Source organism: Actinomadura sp. NPDC048021 (assembly GCF_040653135.1).
Lineage (GTDB): Bacteria > Actinomycetota > Actinomycetes > Streptosporangiales > Streptosporangiaceae > Spirillospora > Spirillospora verrucosospora.
Genome location: NZ_JBEZJQ010000001.1, coordinates 526,234 through 541,581, shown reverse-complemented (window position 1 = coordinate 541,581; position 15,348 = coordinate 526,234). Strand labels below are relative to the sequence as shown.

Here is a 15,348-nt window from a genome sequence, read left to right as displayed (position 1 = left end):
ATATCAACCTAAACATAAAAAAAAAAATACAACCCCCGCGAACAACACTTTCATAAATACCCCCCTCCCTCTTGCCTGGACGCCATGCGCCCAGCCCGCCACACCACCCCCCCCCCCCCCTCAGGGGTGGCAGGCGGCCGTCAGACGGCCGCCTGCCCACTTCAGGCGGAGAGGTCGCCCTTCCCGCCGCGGTCGCGGCGCCGCAGGACCGCCATCACGGCGGTCGCTCGACGTCGCGACCAGGTGACCAGCGGGGCCAGCGGCTTGCCGCCGACCTCGAGCTGGTAGAAGCAGCCTGCCCCCGCCGCGGTGACGAGGATGGCGCCGATGGCGTCCAGGCGGGTCGGGGAGTGCCCGAGCACCACCCAGTCCAGCGTCAGGGCCACCGTCGGCTCCACGGCGGTCAGAACCGAGAACGTGGCGGCCTTCATGAGGCGCCGCCCGAAGATCAGGTTCTGTCCGACCTGGGCGACGAACCCCGTCAGCAGCCCGGACAGGAAGGTGAGGCCGACCACCCGCCAGCTGTGCCAGTCGGGGCCGGGCGTGATGCCCGGAACCGTCCGGCCGAGCGCGGCGGACGCGGTGATCACGATCGCCGTCAGCGCGGCCAGCGCGGCCGTCGACCGCATCATGGACTCGGCGATCGCGACGTTGACGCGGTCGCCGAGCGCCTTCCCTAGCCGGTCGTAGGTGAGGAGGAAGTTGCCGTAGCACGCCGCGGCCCCGAGTGCGAACAGCACACCCAGGAAGTCGGCGTGCCCCTCCCAGGGACGGGTCACGAGCAGCATCCCGGGCGTCGCCAGGGGGAGCCACAGCAGACCCGAGAGCCTGCGGGGGCTGTCGGTCGCCATCTTCCAGATCGCCACCGCCAGCGGACCGGTCCACATGAGCGCGACGACGGTCCCCAGCGCCTCCAGCCGCTGGAGGGACAGCAGCGTGAGCGGGATCACGAAGGTGTTGCTGACCGCCATGCGGTTGATCAGCGTTCCCGCGTTGAGCTCCCGCAGCAGCCGCCGCCTGCCCCGCCGGATGAGCGCGGAGCGCTCCGCGAGGAGGACGAGGGGGATGGTGCCGAAGACGCCCGCCATGACGGCTGCCACCAGGGGCGATGCCTCGTCGATGACGAGGCCGTTGACCGCGTCCCCGCCGATGAGGGCGTAGAACACGATCAAGGTGATCACGAGCCCCGCTCCCGGCGTCCTGCCGAGGCGGTCGATGAAACCGGCCATTGGCCATCTCTCCTTTGTGTACGTCCCGGACCGAGCCGGGGCGCGTTCGTGGTTCCGTGAACCCGATGCGCGTCCTGACCTGGAAGGCCCGGACGCGCACCCGGTCGTGAGAACCGGTGGCACGTCCCGAGCCTTTTCGGAACGGCGTGGCCGAGCCACGCACTGACGACCGTGTCGAGGCCGTCATCAGAGGCAACTCCGGCAGGCGGACCGGAGAAACGAGGACGGCGGGGAGGATGGCTCCTCTCCGCCCGGCACACGGAAGTGCCCCGGTGGGGACGGCTTGCAGCCGCCCCACCGGGGCACCGGGTCGGGCTCACTCCGGTGCGGTCATCGCACGAAGTAGAGCTCTTCGAACAGGTCGCCGGTCGGCACCCGTTCGCCCTTCGAGGGCCCGCCGGGGTCGCGGACGACCATGTGGCCGGCCTTCCCCCGGAACAGGCTGAAGGGACCGCACGGCTCCGGCGTCTCGCCGAGGATCTCGCCCAGCGGTCCGATCGCCATCATCCGTGCCGCCCCGTCCGGGTGGAGCCGCGCGAAGCGGTCGGCCAGGCCGATCGTGCTGCGCGCGGCGCTCGCCTCGTCGACCACGATGGCCAGGCCGTCCCTGCCATAGGTCAGCAGGTTGACGACGTCGGCCGCGTTGACGAGTCCGGTGTGGCCGTTCAGATCGGGCAGATCCTCTGGAGCGAACCGCCGCTCGGCGTCGAGTCCGCTCCAGACCGCCTGCTGGATGTCCGGGTCCAGGACGAACTTCCAGAGTCCTTCCGTCTTGGACAACTCGCCGCGAAGGCCGAGTTCCGACGGCCTCTCGCCCCGGGCGACGGCCGATTGGAGCCGGTGCCCGATGTCGTGAAGCGCGTCGTAGGCGGCCACCCGCACCCGGCCCTGGTGCTCGCCCAGCATCTCTCCGAGGATTCGGGTGAACCGTTCCTGCAGGAGATGGCGGTTTCGCCTCGTCCTCCGGAACCAGCTTTCGCACAGTTCGGGCAGGACGCGGTCCTGGACCAGGGCGGGGAGCAGCGGTAGCCAGTCCTCCTCGGCGGGAACGCGAAACAGGACTCGCACCTCGATCCCGTCGGGCAGGGTGTGAACCAGCTTCGCGACACTCCCGGCGAAGAGCCAGAGCGCTTCCCACGTCCCCAGCAGAGTGCCTCCGGGCTCGAAGACGATGGAATCCACGCGGTCGTCCATCAACGCCAGGAACCACCCGGAGGCCAGTGACTCCAGCGGGACCCCGGACGTCGACATCCGCGCCACCGGACGCCGCCGGCCGCGCAGGCTGCCGGCGCCCACCAGGAGCGTGATGACCTTGGGTGCGGTCTTCAACGCGTGGTCGAGGTCGCCGCCGATCCACCAGTGCTTCACGTCGTCCCCGCCGCTGCGATATCCCGCGTGGGCGAGATGGTCCGGACCGGTCGCGGTGCGGACGACCGCCTCGGGCTGGGGGAAGACGCCGAGCAAGCCGAGCCCGTCTATCAGGGTCTCGAACCGGCGGCACGCCTCCGACGAGGCGCCCGTCAGCGGCCGGCCCGGCCCGCCGACCTCGCGCCGCAGGCCGGCGTGGGTCTCACCCGCCTCCATCGCGAACTTCCTGAGCACCTGCTCCGGCCCCTCCGGGGCCTCCACGATGTAGCGTCTGAGCGGGAATGACATAGGTCATCCCTCCTTCTTCTTTGTCGTCGCTCGCCCGCACGCTTCGTGCGGACGGCCCGGTCCGAGGACCGGGCAAAGATGACCGTGTCGTGCTCGACGCGTCCGGCAATGTCGCCGAAGCCGTCAGCGGGACGAGGACGCGAGGCGGGACGGAAAGGCGAGGCGGGACGGAGACGTGAGGCGGGAAGCGCCTAGACGGAACCGAAGAGCTGCGTCCAGTAGGTGCCCGCCGTTCCGCCCCCTTGGAAGCCGACCCCGATATGGGTGAAGTCGGGCTTGAGGATGTTGGCGCGGTGCCCGGGACTGTCCATCCAGCCCTGGACGACTTCGGCGGGGGAGCGCTGGCCGCACGCGATGTTCTCGCCGATGCCGAGGTGCGTGGAGCCCGCCGCGCGGGCGCGGTCCCAGGGCTGCGTGCCCTCCGGGGAGGTGTGGGAGTAGAAGCGGCGGACGGCCATGTCCTCGCTGTACGCCTGGGCGGCCGCGGTCAGCCGCGGGTCGTCGGCGAGCGGCCGGAGCCCGTGGGAGGCGCGGTGGGCGTTGGTGAGGGAGACGACCTCGGCGGCGAAGCGCGACCGGCCGGCCGGGGAGAACGGCGTCGCCCACAGGATCGTCCAGTAGAGGTCGCGGTCGCGGCCCCTTCCGGCGGCCTGGCCTATGCCGACGTCGCAGAGCTCCCCGTTGCGCAGGGCGTCCACCGGCCGTCCGCCGTCCAGGTGGTACTGCGTGAACTCCTCCAGCGAGCGCGGACCGGACACGAACTGCTCGTCGATGGTCAGATAGACGTAGCCGTGCTGGGTGACCTGGTCGAAGACCGACATGCCGTCCGGTCCGTCGGCGTCGAGCCGGCGCTGCGCGGCCATCACGGCGGCGTGCGCCTGCGCGGCCGCGGTGAGCCGTCCGTCCAGCGTGACGGGCGGCAGCCCGCTCCGGCCGCGCCGGAAGTTGACCTCGCGGGCGAAGGCGTCCAGATGCCCGACGGAGACCGGCGGCAGGGTGGGGCGGCGGGAGACGGCCGGCGGCGGAGGCGGCGCGACCGGAGGCGGGGGAGGCATGACCGGTGGCGGGGGAGGAGCCTGGGAGCCGTCGTCGGTGACGTCGACGCCGAAGTCGCGGGCGAGCCCGGCCAGGCCGTCGGCGTACCCCTGGCCGATGGCGCGCAGCTTCCACTGGTCCCCGCGCCGGTAGATCTCCACGAGCAGCAGGACGGTCTCCGTCGCCGGGCGCGGCGGGCTGAACCGGGCCACCACCGCGCCGTCGCTCCCGACGGCCCGCAGCGCGGGGGCGGGCAGGTGGCTCAGCGGAGTCCCGGGATCGGCCGCGCTGATGACCACCGTGACCCGGCTGGCCCCGGCCCGCAGCCGCGCCGGATCCACCATGACGGCTCCGGCTCCCAGGCGGGCGCCCGGAGCGGAGGGCTGGTTGTAGAAGACGAAGTCGTTGTCGCCGCTCACCTTCCGGTCGTCGCCGGTGATCAGCGCGGACAGGTCGAACGGCCCCGGAACCTCGATCGAGATCGCACCGCCGGGCAGCGCCAGATTCCCCCCGGCCATCAGATCGCGCATCGCCTACCCCCGTAAGAAGAGGCCGTCCGCACGAAGGGGAGGTGCCGGACGACCGCGCCGAGCGAACACAAGGGTTCGTCCAAGACCGTACGAAGCCGGGGTGAAGCGGCAAACGAGTGACCCCCGGACATCGCGTCCGGGGGCCCGGTCCCCGCCTAGGCGGGGACCGACTCAGGCGGCGTGGCCGAGGCTACGCCGCAGGAACCGCAGCCACCAGGGCGCGGTGTGGAGCTCCAGCTCGCGGACGAACTGGAGTGCGCCGGCCGGCCCGTCCACGACGATGTCGGCCAGGTCTTCGAGGGGCTTGTGGCCCTTCACGGCCACCTTGAGGACGGGGATGCCCAGCCCTCGCAGGTAGTCGAACAGGAGGAAGACGCCCAGGTCGGGCGCGCTGTCTCCCACGAAGATGAAGTAGGGGCTCTGCAGGGAGGGCACGAGCTCGGAACCGGACGCCTCCAGAGACGCCCAGATCTGCTCGTAGACCTCCTGCTCGACCGGGTCGAAGCCCCGGACGAACCCCTCGATCACCTCGGCCGGCAGGAACTGCCGGGCGAAGCAGGCGGCCGACACCTTCTTGCTCATGCCCAGGGGGCTGAGCTCGACCACCAGGTTGCCCGGGTGGTACGCCAGACGGTGCTCCTCGGCCAGGGACTGCTGGCGGGCGAGCAGCTGCCCGACCGCCACGTCGTCGTCGGCGGCCGTCCAGTGAACGGCGACCGCGTGGGTCTTGCGCTCAACGCTGTACGTCGTGCCGTCCAGCGCCGAGATCGCCGTCGCGAGGCCGGGCGGAACCGGTACCAGGTCGACCTGCCGGCCGGCCTGCCACCTTTCGGCGCCGAACTGGCACCAGGCCACGACGCCCCGGACGAGCATCCCGAAGGACCGGAGCTGCTCCGACGCCCGCCCGGTCAGGTAGGCCATCATGAACAGCCGGCTCCTCCCGAGACGGGAGAACAGCCGGGGGATCTGGCAGAGGACGAGCGGCGTCCTCGGCCACCTCACCGGGTCCCAGAAGGATCCGTCGAGGTCCACCAGCAGGATGGTCCGCCGGATGTTCCGCAGGATCTCGTTCAGCGCGATCCGCCCCGCCGTCGTCCTGACGGTGAAGCAGGCCATGCCGTCGGCGTCCTGCATCGGGCGGGTGAGGCCCAGGAAGAACTGCACCACCCGCAGCACCGCCCTTACGACGGTGTTATCGAAGCCTCGGGGTTCCGAGGCTTCGTGCGCCCTTTTACGCACAGGGCACACTCCTTTCCCATGTTCTTTGGTTCTGTGGCGTCCGCGACGCCACTCGGATGAGACCGCCCTGGCGAACCAGAGGCGCTCTCAGCTCAGACCGTCCCTGACCAGGCGCGGGGCGCAAGTCGGATCCCGTCCGGCGGACGACGGCGCGAACGCCGAACGCCCCGGAAGCCCGGCGGCACGGTGCCTGCGCCGGTTCGTGAGGAGGTTCGGGTTGCCGTCGTGCCGTGCTCCAGGACGGTTAACAGAGCCGACTCATCAGTCGGGCTCGCAGGCCCTCAGGGCAGGCGAGACACAACAACCGCCCGGCTTCGCGCCGGGCGGCACGCAATGCACAGGAAGGGACCAATCGTGTCCACGAAAATCGCTGTGGCTGGAACCGGCCACGGTCCCAGCCCCCTCCGGAGGCGGGCGGCGACGGCGCTGCTCATCGCCATGTTCCTCCAGGGCGTGGGAGGCGCGCTCACCACGGGTTCCGTCCCGTTGGCGGCGGCCACCCTCATCGTCCTCGGCGGGACGCCCCTCCTCTTCGGCTACACGAGCCTCGCGTACCGGCGCTACGGGCGCTCCATGTTCAGCATGGGCACCTTCGGGCAGGAGGAGACGACGATCTTCAAGACGCTGCGCAGGGGCGGGTTCACCGTCGACGCGGCGGCGCTCAGGTGGGTCTTCGTCGGTGTCATCGGGCTGACCAGCCTGGGCATCAACATCGGGATCGCCGAGGCCGACAGCATCATCGGCACCGGCCCCCGGACCGCCGTCCAGACGCTGGGCACGCTGCTGGCGGGCGTCCTGACCTTCGTGGTCTGGCAGCCCCGCCGGTGGAACCAGGTGGTCCTGCGGTTCATGCTGTTCGGTTCGATCGTCTTCGCGGTCGCGCTGTTCAGCAACGGCGGGAACATCGAGACCCGCGGGCTCGTGTGGGCCGGCGTCGTCGGTCTGCACATGTTCATGGTCCAGAAGGCGCTGACGGCCTTCGGCACCGAGGCGTTCGAGGACGACAAGGTGAACAAGGAGCTGAGCCAGCGGTACCGGGACGTCGGCATGACGCTCGCGAACTGCATCACGCTCGGCCTCATCGTTCCGTGGGCGCTGCTGAACCACAGCTTCCCCACCCCGGACAAGTTCGCGGGTGCGCTGCTGCCGGTGCCGGCGCTCTACGCGCTGATCCCGCTCTGCGTGATGTTCCTCCCGGTCCTGCTCATGAACTGGGCCCGGAACCACCTGCAGGAGACCGAGCAGGCGATGCTCTCCTCGACGGCCCCCATCGCGGGTGCCTTCGCGGCGCTCCTGCTGTCCTTCATCGGCTGGGCCAACACCCCGTCGCTCGACGGCGGGCAGTGGGTCGGCATGTGGATGGTCTTCGGAGCCGCCCTCGCGGCGGGGATCGACGTCGCCGTCCACGCCAGGCTCGACCAGAAGGACACCGAACTGGCGTACGTGTGGGGCCAGCTCACCGAGGCGAACACCCGGATCACCGGGCTGATCACCGAGGCCGGGCAGGCGAACGACAGGTGCGCCGAGGCGACCCGCCTGTACCAGGAGGCGGACGCCAAGGGGCGTGAGACGGAGGCCAAGCTGCGCGAGGTCGACGCCGAGCGCCAGCGGCTCCAGGCCGAGCTCGACGCCAGGAACGCGGAGGCCCAGCCCCCCGCGGCCAACGGCGCCAAGTCGGTCAAGTACAGCGAGGTCACGGGCCTGGTCGGCACGCGGGACGGGATCCGTTTCCAGCGCGCCGGCGGGCTCACCGTCGAGAGCGACGGCGTCGTGATCGAGACCAAGGGCGTCCAGGAGGCCTCCGTCGACAACGACGGGAGCTTCACGGGCGGCCGGGTCGACAGCGGCGTCGTCAGGTGCGACGGCCGTGAGTTCCGGTTCCTGGGAGGCGAGGCCGTGCAGGCCGACCCCAACGGGAACTACCGGATCGAGCGGGTGGCCTACGGCGACTCGATCGGCGCTCCGAGCGCCGAGTAGAGCCGCCGCCCGAGATTTCCGGCCTGAACCGGCACCGCGTGGAAGCGGATGCGAGGTGAGGGCCGGCCAACCCTCTCTCGCATTCGGCGAAACGTGGTGTCGGCCTCGGCAGACGCCGCGGTCAGCCGAGTGTGGAGCGAGGGTCGGCCAACCCTCCTCCGCACTTCGGTGAACCGCAGCGTCGGCCTCGGCAGACGTCACGGCGAGTCGGGTGCGAGGTGAGGGTCGGCCACCCTCCTTCGCATCCGGCGAAACTGTGGCGTCCGCCTGGCGGGCACCTCGGTGCAGTCGGATGAGACGAGGGTCGGCCAACCCTCCGTCGAATCCGACGAACCGTACGTGTCCGAGCCGAGTGCGGCACGGAAACTCATGCGAGGGTCGGCGGCTGGCCGCCTCCGACCTCAGCATCGAGCGGGAGGGAGCGCCACTCCCCTCCGCTTCTCGGTGGCCGTCCGGGGGAAACCCCGGACGGCCATCAACCTCAACGGCCGGTCTCCCCAGACCGGCCGTTCTCCTTTTCCGGAGCCGGTTCGCCGCCGTCCGGCCGTGGCCCTCGCCCCAGTGCCCGAGAAAAACGGCGGGAGCCTCCGGGGAGTTCTTCCGGAGGGCCTCCCGCCGTTTCTGCGCGCCCTCGGCGGCGGTTCACGACGCCGCCGCTTTCGAAGGAGGGCCCGCGCCATTGCAGCCTAACGCCGGAAATGGCGTCACGAGCGTTTCGTAAGAGCCTGTTCACCCCGCGTCAACCTCCAGGTCTCCGCAGCTGAGTCGGCATGTCCGAAGATCGTTGAACACGACCTGGCTCTACGGAGTCGTATCCGTTCTTCGGTGCGACAAAGGGAGCCGGGTCACGACCGGTTCTCTTTGTGTGCGCCTCACACGAGGAGTTCTCGGAAATGACAAACAAGAAATCTGAAAGCAGGCGGTACCCCTGGCTCGGGGTGGCGCTCGGAGGCGCGGACCGGCTCAGCTCGGCGTCCGGCAAGGCGCTCCTCGACGAGCGGCTGATCGGCGCGAACGGTCTGCAGATGCACCAGGCGACGGCGCTGGAGGCGACCTTCGGCGGTCTGCTGCTCCTGCTCCGCGTCTTCTTCTGGAAGATCTCGGGGAAGGGCGGAGACGACCGGCCGGCCACCGAGATGCCGGCGCGGTCGCGGCGGATCCTGTCCCTGATGACGTTCGGGGTGATCGGCGGCGACAAGGCGCTGCTGTTCTCGGCCCTGCTGTTCATCCCCTTCAGCGTCACCGGAGGGATCTACTACACCGTCCCGCTTCTCATCCCCGTCATCGCGGGGTTCAGGAGCGGGAGCAGGGGACGCGCCGCCCTCCTCACGCTCTTCGCGGCGGCGGCCGCGGTCGGCGTGGTCCTGCTCGTCCAGCAGGACGGGCCGGCTCCCGGAAGCGGCTACCTGCTCGGCGTGATCTGCGCCCTCGGCGCGGGCGGCCTGCGGACCCTGTACCTCCCCGTCACCGACCGCCTCATCAAGGGCGCGGGCCGGTACTACACGGAGAAGGTGATCGCCTGGTCGACGCTGTCCGTCGGCGTGCTCGCCGGCGGCATCGTCATGCTCACCGGGGGCCTCACCTTCCTGAACTGGCAGCTCGTCCTCTGGGCGATGCTGGTGGGGCTGCTGAACAACACCCTGCCCCGCATCATCCAGATGCCGGCGAGGGAACTCGCGGGCGACGCCGTGTACTCGGTGTTCCTGACCGCGAGTCCGCTGATCGCCACCCTCGTCGGGCTGGCCTTCCTCGACACGCGGCTGATCCCGATCCAGTGGGCCGGGGTCGTCGTCATCACGGTGGCCGCGGCAGCGGTCGCCCAGATGAGCTTCAGCCTCAGGGACCGGACCCACGCACCGCTCATCGAGCTGTCGTCGGCCACCCCCGAGGCCGTCCTGCAGCACGCCCTGGAGGAGCGCGGCAAGATCCTGGAGACGCTGGAAAGGCTGACCCAGGAGTACGGGGCCTGCGAGCAGGCCGTCCTCCAGGCCGAGCGCAGGGTCGCCGAAGCCCGGCTCGTGAAGGCTCGCGCCGACGCGAAGAAGGCGCAGACCGCGGCGGCGAAGACCCGGACCGAGGCGGAGAGGGCCGCGACCCACGCGGAGACCGCCGCGGCTCAGCGGGACGCCGCCGAGGCAGCGGTCAGGACGGCCGAGGAGGAGGTCCGTCTCGCTCGGGAGAAGGCTCCCACCACGCCGTCGTCCTAGCCGACGGCAGACGCGTCCCCCTGACAGGGGGACGCCTACCGCCCGACAAGCGGAGCAGGGGTGCGGAGACTGCCTTCTCCGCATTCTGAACACGGTCCGGGGCCGGGCCGGCCAACCCGCGCCCCCGAACCGTGAAGTCCATCCAGCGCGACGCCGGCCAGCGCCGCGCTTCCGACCCGACGGCGGGAGGACCAGTCCTCCCGCCGTCCCTTTTCTTTCACACGTCGGCGCCGGTCCGGGGTTCGTCGGTCTTGGCCGGGACGGCCTCGTGGCAGGCGACGCTGTGCCCGTCGGTGAGCGGCAGCAGCCGCGGGTCCTCGGTGGCGCACCGGTCGACCGCGATCGGGCAGCGGTGCCGGAACGGGCAGCCCTCGGCGGCGGCCAGCGCGTCCGAGGCGCCGGCGGCCCGGTGCGTCGCGCCCAGCCGGGGGACCGCGTCGCGCAGCGCGGCGGTGTAGGGGTGGGCCGGGGTGCCGAGCACCGTGCCGATGGGGCCGGACTCCACGATCCGCCCGGCGAACAGGACGTGCACGGTGTCGCAGAGCCGGTCGACGATGGCCAGGTTGTGGGTGATCAGCAGGTAGCTCAGCCCGTGCTCGTCCCGCAGCCCCGCCAGCAGGTCCAGCACGTGGGCCTGCACGGTGACGTCGAGGGCGCTGGTCGGCTCGTCCAGGACGAGCAGCCGCGGGTCGACCGCGAGCGCCCGCGCGATGACCACGCGCTGCCGCTGCCCGCCGGACAGCTGGTGGGGCCGGCGCCCGGCGAGGGAAGGATCGAGGCCGACGTCGGTGAGCAGCTCCGTCACCGACGGGAGGTCCCCGTCCTTCCCCGCGGGCTCGCCGCCGGCGCGGCGCCGCCGGACCCGCAGCGCCTCGGAGATCGAGGCGCCGATGCGCATCCGGGGGTCGAGGGCCTCGCTGCCGTCCTGGAACACCGGCTGGACCTCGGACCGGTAGAGCGCCCGCCCCGCCCGGTCGAGCCGGGCGATGTCGCGGTCGCGGAACAGCACCCGGCCCTGCTCGGGCTTGACCAGACCGAGCAGCGCCCGCGCGATGGTGGTCTTGCCGGATCCGCTCTCCCCGATGACGGCGACCCCGCCGGAGCCCTCCGGCACCGTGAGGGAGACGCCGCGGACCACCGGGGTCCGGTCGTAGCTGACCGTGAGGTCGTCCGCGCTGAGCATGGTCACTCCCCGATCGCGGGGACTGCGTCGAGCAGTTCCCGGGTGTAGGCGGCGGAGGGGCTGTGCAGGACGTCGGAGGCCGGTCCCGCCTCGACCACGTGGCCCTGCCGCATGACGACGACGTGGTCGGCGATGCCGGACACGACGGCCAGGTCGTGCGAGACGAAGACCAGGGCGATGCCGTGCTCGTCGCGCAACCGGGCCAGCAGGTCCAGGACGGCGGCCTGCACGGTGACGTCCAGTGCGCTGGTGGGCTCGTCGGCGAGGATGACGTCGGCGCGCAGGGCCACGGCCATCGCGATGGCGAAGCGCTGCGCCTGGCCGCCGGAGACCTGGTGCGGGTAGCGGCGCAGCAGCCCCGGGTCGAGCAGGACGCTGCGCAGCGCCTCCTCGGTCCGCTCGCGGGCCTCGGCGCCGCGCAGGCCGTGCCGGGCGAGCACCCGCTTGAGCAGTGCCCCGAGCCGCATCGTGGGGTTGAGGGACGCCTGCGGGCTCTGGCTGACCAGGGCGATCACCGAGCCGCGCATCTTCGACAGCGTGCGCTCGTCCGCCGTCACGACGTCGGTGCCGTTGACGACGATCTTCCCGCTGACCCGCAGCCCGTCGGTCAGCCCGAGCATCGCGTTCAGCGCGGTCGTCTTGCCCGATCCGCTCTCGCCAACGATCGCGGCGCACTCGCCGGGGCCGACGCTCAGCTCGTCGAGCGAGGCCAGCAGCAGGTCGCCGGCCCGCACCCGCAGGTTCTCCGCAGTGAGCACCGGTTTCATCGGGTGACCTCCCGCCGGGGGTCGAGGGCGGCTCGCATGCCCTCGCCGAGCACGTTGAAGCAGAACGCCGTGACCACGATGGCCAGACCGGGGAAGGCGACCACCCACCAGTTGGTGGTGAACAGGCTCTGCCCCTGCTGGACCATCAGCCCCCATTCCGCGGTGGGCTCCTGCGGCCCGAGGCCGAGGAAGGACAGCGCCGCGGCGGTGAGGATGACCCCGCCCGCGTCCAGGGACAACTGGACCAGGACGGGGGTCAGTGAGTTGGGCAGGACGTGCCGCAGCACGATCCGCGTCCGGGACCCGCCGAGGCAGCGGGCCGCGTCGATGAAGCCGCGCGACCTGATGGAGGTCGCGGCGACCGCGCTCATCCGGGCGTACCAGGGCCACCAGGAGGCGGTGATGGCGATGATCGCCCCCTGCGTCCCCGGGTGCAGCACGAGCGCCAGCGCCACCGACAGCAGCAGCGCCGGGAAGGCCAGGAACACGTCGGTGATCCGCATGATCACGTCCCGGACGATCCCGCCCGCGTAGCCGGCGACGACGCCGAGCAGCACGCCGATCACGGCGGACAGCGCGAGCACGGAGACGGCGATCGTCAGCGAGGTGCGCGCCCCGTAGAGCACCCGGGTGAGCATGTCGCGGCCGACCCCGTCCGTCCCGAACCAGTGCTCGGCGCCGGGCGCCCGCAGCGCCTCGGCCGGATGGGTCGCGTCGGTGCCGTCGCCCGGGTAGGGCGCCAGCAGCGGGGCCGCGAGCGCCGCGAGGACGATCAGCGCGAGGACCACGGCGCCGACGGCGGCCAGCCGGTCGGTGCGGGCCGCCCGCAGCACCCGGTGCACGGGCCGGTCCCGCAGGGGCGCGGCGGGGGCGGTGTCGAGAGCGGTCATCTGATCCTCACCCGCGGGTCGATGGCGGCCTGCGCGAGGTCCACCAGCAGGTTGACGACGACGTAGGTGAACGCGATCGCGATGGTGACGCCCGCGATGGCGGGGGCGTCGGACGAGCGGATCGAGTCGGCGGCGTACCGGCCGAGCCCCGGCCAGTTGAAGATGGCCTCGACCAGGAAGGCGTTCACCAGCGAGAAGGCGAACACGAGCGCCAGCAGCGCCAGCACCGGGCTGAGCGCCGGACGCAGCGAGAACCGCGTCAGCACCTGCCACCGGGTGAAGCCGAGGGCCCGTTCCAGCCGCGCGTGGTTCTGCGTGGACTCCTCGATGAGCGCGGCGCGCGTCATCTGGGCGACCACGCCGGTCGGGTAGGCCGCGATCGCGGCCGCGGGCAGCACCAGGTGCGCCAGCGTGCTGCCGAGGATCGGCCAGTTCCCGGTGATCAGCGCGTCCACCGCCGTGATGTTGGTGTACAGGTGCAGCGGGCTGGTGCCGTCCAGCCTGGGGTCGTACTCGCCGGCGACGGGGAGCCAGCCCAGCTTGGTGGCGAAGACGTTCTGCGCGAAGAGCGCCAGCAGGAAGACCGGCACCGACACGCCCGCCATCGAGGTGATCCGGATGGACCCGTCGGCCGGCCGGCCCCGGAACCGGGCGGCGAGCACCCCGAGCGGGATGCCCACCAGGACCGCGATGATCACCCCGGTGCCGACCAGTTCCAGCGAGGCGGGGAAGGCGGTGGAGATGTCGCCGAGCACGTCCTGGCGGGTGTGCAGGCTGATTCCCCAGTCGCCCTGGACCAGCGAGGTGAGGTAGTCCCAGAGCTGGACGGGCAGCGTGTCGTCCAGGCCGAGTTCCGCGCGGGTCCGGGCGAGCTCGGCGGCGGAGGCCCGGGGCCCGGCGTAGGTCACCGCCGGGTCCCCGGGGACCAGCCGCATCACCACGAAGGTGAGCACCACGACACCGGCGACGACGAACGCGGCCTGTGCCAGGCGTCGAAGCAGGTAGCGGGTCATGTCACGCGGCCGGGCTGAGCTCGTGGGCGAACACGACGTTCGGATACGCCGGGTCGTCGGTGTAGCCGTCGACGTCCGCCGAGTACGCCCGCTGGTACTGCTGGACGAACAGCGGCGCGGCGACGGCCTGGTCGACCAGGAGCTTGCGCTGGAGCGACGCGTACGACGCCTCCGCCGCGGACCGGTTCGTGGCGGTCAGCTCCGGCAGCTTGTCGATCTCACCGTCGACGGCGGAGTCGTCGAGGTAGGTGAGGTTGAAGTTGACCGGGTCGGCCGAGCGGAACAGGTTCAGGAACCAGCTGTAGGCGTCCGGGTAGTCCGGGTACCAGTACATGACGAAGACGTCCTGGCGCTTCGCCGCGTCCTTGCTCTTGGCACGGTCCCACTGGGCGTCCCACTGCATCGGCTTCGCCTGGAGCTTGACGTTCAGGCCCTTGAGCGCGGAGCTGAGCAGCGTCACGAACTTCTGCTGGTCGTCGTCGCCCTGCGCGTAGGTGAGGTCGAGCGTCAGCGACTTCTTGCCCGGACCGTACCCGGCCTCGTTCAGCAGCCGCGTCGCCGCCGCGGTGTCCTGGCGTCCGGCCAGACCCGGCGTGGCGCCGGTGAGCCCGTCCGGGACGACGCCGCTGGCGGCGGTCCCGGAGCCCTTGAGCGTCGACACGAGGCCGTTGTAGTCGATCGCCGCCTGGACCGCCTTGCGGAGCTTGACGTCCTTCAGCGGGCCGGCCTCGGTGTTGAAGAACGCCATGAGGTTCTGGAACGAGGGCACCGAGTCGGTCTTGAGGCTCTTCATCCCCTTCGCCTGGGCGAACAGCTGCGGGTTCAGCCGGTGCACGTAGGTGACGTCACCGGCCTGCAACTGCTGCCACGCGGTGGTGACCTGCGGGGTGTTGCGGAACTCGACACTGGTGTAGTGCGAGCCCTTCCAGCCGCCCCAGTAGTCCTTGAACTGGCCCAGCCGGACCTCGGCCTCCTGCCCCTTGTTCCAGGAGGCGACGGTGTACGGGCCGCTGCCCGTGTCGTGGCCCTTCGCGACGTAGTCCTTCAGGTCGCCGCCGCCGGGAGCCTTCGTGTCGTAGATGTAGGAGGCGTAGCCGGAGGAGGAGACCAGGTCGAGCGGCGCCGCGTACTTCAGCTCGAACACCAGCGTCTGCGGGTCCGGCGTCTCGATCTTCTTCACCGGTTCCCAGATGTAGGCCGCGCCGCCCTTCATCTTCATCGTCCGCTCGATCGCGGCCTTGGCGACGCTGGAGGTCAGCGCGGTGCCGGTGTGGAACTTCACGCCCTCCCGCAGGGTGAACGTCCACTTCTTGCCGCCGTCGGACGAGGCCCACTTGGTCGCCAGCCGCGGCTCGACCTTCTTGGCCTTGGTGTTGTACCGCGTCAGCGACTCGTAGACGTTCTGCATCGCGATGATCTCGTTGGAGTACGAGGTCGCGGGATCCCAGTCGGTGACGACGTTGAGGTTGAACGAGTAGACGAACGTGCTGGACGTGGAGGCCGTCTTGCGGACGGCTCCGCCCGAGCAGCCGGTGACGGCCACGGCGACAGCCGCCGCGAGCGCCAGTGATCTTATGCGCCAGGTCATGACGGGATCTCCTTGCAGGGGGACCGGACAGGGG

11 protein-coding genes are annotated in these 15,348 nt (G+C 71.1%); 2 read left to right on the top strand and 9 right to left on the bottom strand.

The features are described 5' to 3' along the window. Positions 1–161: 161 nt before the first annotated feature. The 4 genes from AB0C87_RS02600 to AB0C87_RS02585 all read right to left on the bottom strand — a co-directional run bounded on the left by AB0C87_RS02600 (position 162) and on the right by AB0C87_RS02585 (position 5,626). Positions 162–1,229 (bottom strand): EamA family transporter, encoded by a 1,068-nt coding sequence (locus AB0C87_RS02600; protein ID WP_345177111.1) that lies wholly within the window; start codon positions 1,227–1,229, stop codon positions 162–164. Positions 1,230–1,559: 330 nt separating this feature from the next. Beyond that, positions 1,560–2,885 carry a hypothetical protein gene (locus AB0C87_RS02595; protein ID WP_345177112.1) on the bottom strand — a complete coding sequence of 442 codons (1,326 nt, stop codon included), beginning with the start codon at positions 2,883–2,885 and terminating at the stop codon, positions 1,560–1,562. 191 nt (positions 2,886–3,076) lie between these two features. Continuing rightward, positions 3,077–4,450 (bottom strand): CAP domain-containing protein, encoded by a 1,374-nt coding sequence (locus AB0C87_RS02590; protein WP_360576174.1) that lies wholly within the window; start codon positions 4,448–4,450, stop codon positions 3,077–3,079. 171 nt (positions 4,451–4,621) lie between these two features. Continuing rightward, positions 4,622–5,626, bottom strand: a complete 1,005-nt coding sequence (locus AB0C87_RS02585) for a hypothetical protein (RefSeq protein WP_360576172.1) — start codon at positions 5,624–5,626, stop codon at positions 4,622–4,624. Between the two features lie 417 nt (positions 5,627–6,043). Here AB0C87_RS02585 and AB0C87_RS02580 point away from each other — a divergent pair, with 417 nt between their 5' ends. Beyond that, the gene (locus AB0C87_RS02580; protein ID WP_360576170.1) at positions 6,044–7,666 is read left to right on the top strand and encodes a hypothetical protein; all 1,623 of its coding nucleotides are present in this window, start codon (positions 6,044–6,046) and stop codon (positions 7,664–7,666) included. 893 nt (positions 7,667–8,559) lie between these two features. Further along, the gene (locus AB0C87_RS02575) at positions 8,560–9,873 is read left to right on the top strand and encodes a hypothetical protein (protein ID WP_345177122.1); all 1,314 of its coding nucleotides are present in this window, start codon (positions 8,560–8,562) and stop codon (positions 9,871–9,873) included. A gap of 217 nt (positions 9,874–10,090) precedes the next feature. On the opposite strand, the gene AB0C87_RS02570 is transcribed toward AB0C87_RS02575, so the two are convergent. Genes AB0C87_RS02570 through AB0C87_RS02550 form a run of 5 tightly spaced genes read right to left on the bottom strand, consistent with a single transcriptional unit; the run spans position 10,091 to position 15,314 of the window. After that, a complete protein-coding gene (locus tag AB0C87_RS02570) occupies positions 10,091–11,056 on the bottom strand; it encodes an ABC transporter ATP-binding protein (protein WP_345177124.1) in 966 nt (321 codons plus the stop codon). Between the two features lie 2 nt (positions 11,057–11,058). Beyond that, a complete protein-coding gene (locus tag AB0C87_RS02565; protein WP_345177126.1) occupies positions 11,059–11,823 on the bottom strand; it encodes an ABC transporter ATP-binding protein in 765 nt (254 codons plus the stop codon). Further along, a complete protein-coding gene (locus tag AB0C87_RS02560; RefSeq protein WP_360357145.1) occupies positions 11,820–12,713 on the bottom strand; it encodes an ABC transporter permease in 894 nt (297 codons plus the stop codon). The genes AB0C87_RS02565 and AB0C87_RS02560 overlap by 4 nt, the downstream gene beginning before the upstream one ends. After that, the gene (locus tag AB0C87_RS02555; protein WP_345177131.1) at positions 12,710–13,726 is read right to left on the bottom strand and encodes an ABC transporter permease; all 1,017 of its coding nucleotides are present in this window, start codon (positions 13,724–13,726) and stop codon (positions 12,710–12,712) included. The genes AB0C87_RS02560 and AB0C87_RS02555 overlap by 4 nt, the downstream gene beginning before the upstream one ends. 1 nt (position 13,727) lies before the next feature. Continuing rightward, a complete protein-coding gene (locus AB0C87_RS02550; RefSeq protein ID WP_345177134.1) occupies positions 13,728–15,314 on the bottom strand; it encodes an ABC transporter substrate-binding protein in 1,587 nt (528 codons plus the stop codon). Positions 15,315–15,348 lie beyond the last annotated feature (34 nt).

Excerpts from the sequence above, each read along its gene's own strand:
- AB0C87_RS02555 (WP_345177131.1), bottom strand. The coding sequence starts at position 13,726 with ATGACCCGCTACCTGCTTCGACGCCTGGCACAGGCCGCGTTCGTCGTC.
- AB0C87_RS02595 (WP_345177112.1), bottom strand. The coding sequence starts at position 2,885 with ATGTCATTCCCGCTCAGACGCTACATCGTGGAGGCCCCGGAGGGGCCG.
- AB0C87_RS02600 (WP_345177111.1), bottom strand. The coding sequence starts at position 1,229 with ATGGCCGGTTTCATCGACCGCCTCGGCAGGACGCCGGGAGCGGGGCTC.
- AB0C87_RS02565 (WP_345177126.1), bottom strand. The coding sequence starts at position 11,823 with ATGAAACCGGTGCTCACTGCGGAGAACCTGCGGGTGCGGGCCGGCGAC.
- AB0C87_RS02550 (WP_345177134.1), bottom strand. The coding sequence starts at position 15,314 with ATGACCTGGCGCATAAGATCACTGGCGCTCGCGGCGGCTGTCGCCGTG.
- AB0C87_RS02570 (WP_345177124.1), bottom strand. The coding sequence starts at position 11,056 with ATGCTCAGCGCGGACGACCTCACGGTCAGCTACGACCGGACCCCGGTG.
- AB0C87_RS02590 (WP_360576174.1), bottom strand. The coding sequence starts at position 4,450 with ATGCGCGATCTGATGGCCGGGGGGAATCTGGCGCTGCCCGGCGGTGCG.
- AB0C87_RS02575 (WP_345177122.1), top strand. The coding sequence starts at position 8,560 with ATGACAAACAAGAAATCTGAAAGCAGGCGGTACCCCTGGCTCGGGGTG.
- AB0C87_RS02560 (WP_360357145.1), bottom strand. The coding sequence starts at position 12,713 with ATGACCGCTCTCGACACCGCCCCCGCCGCGCCCCTGCGGGACCGGCCC.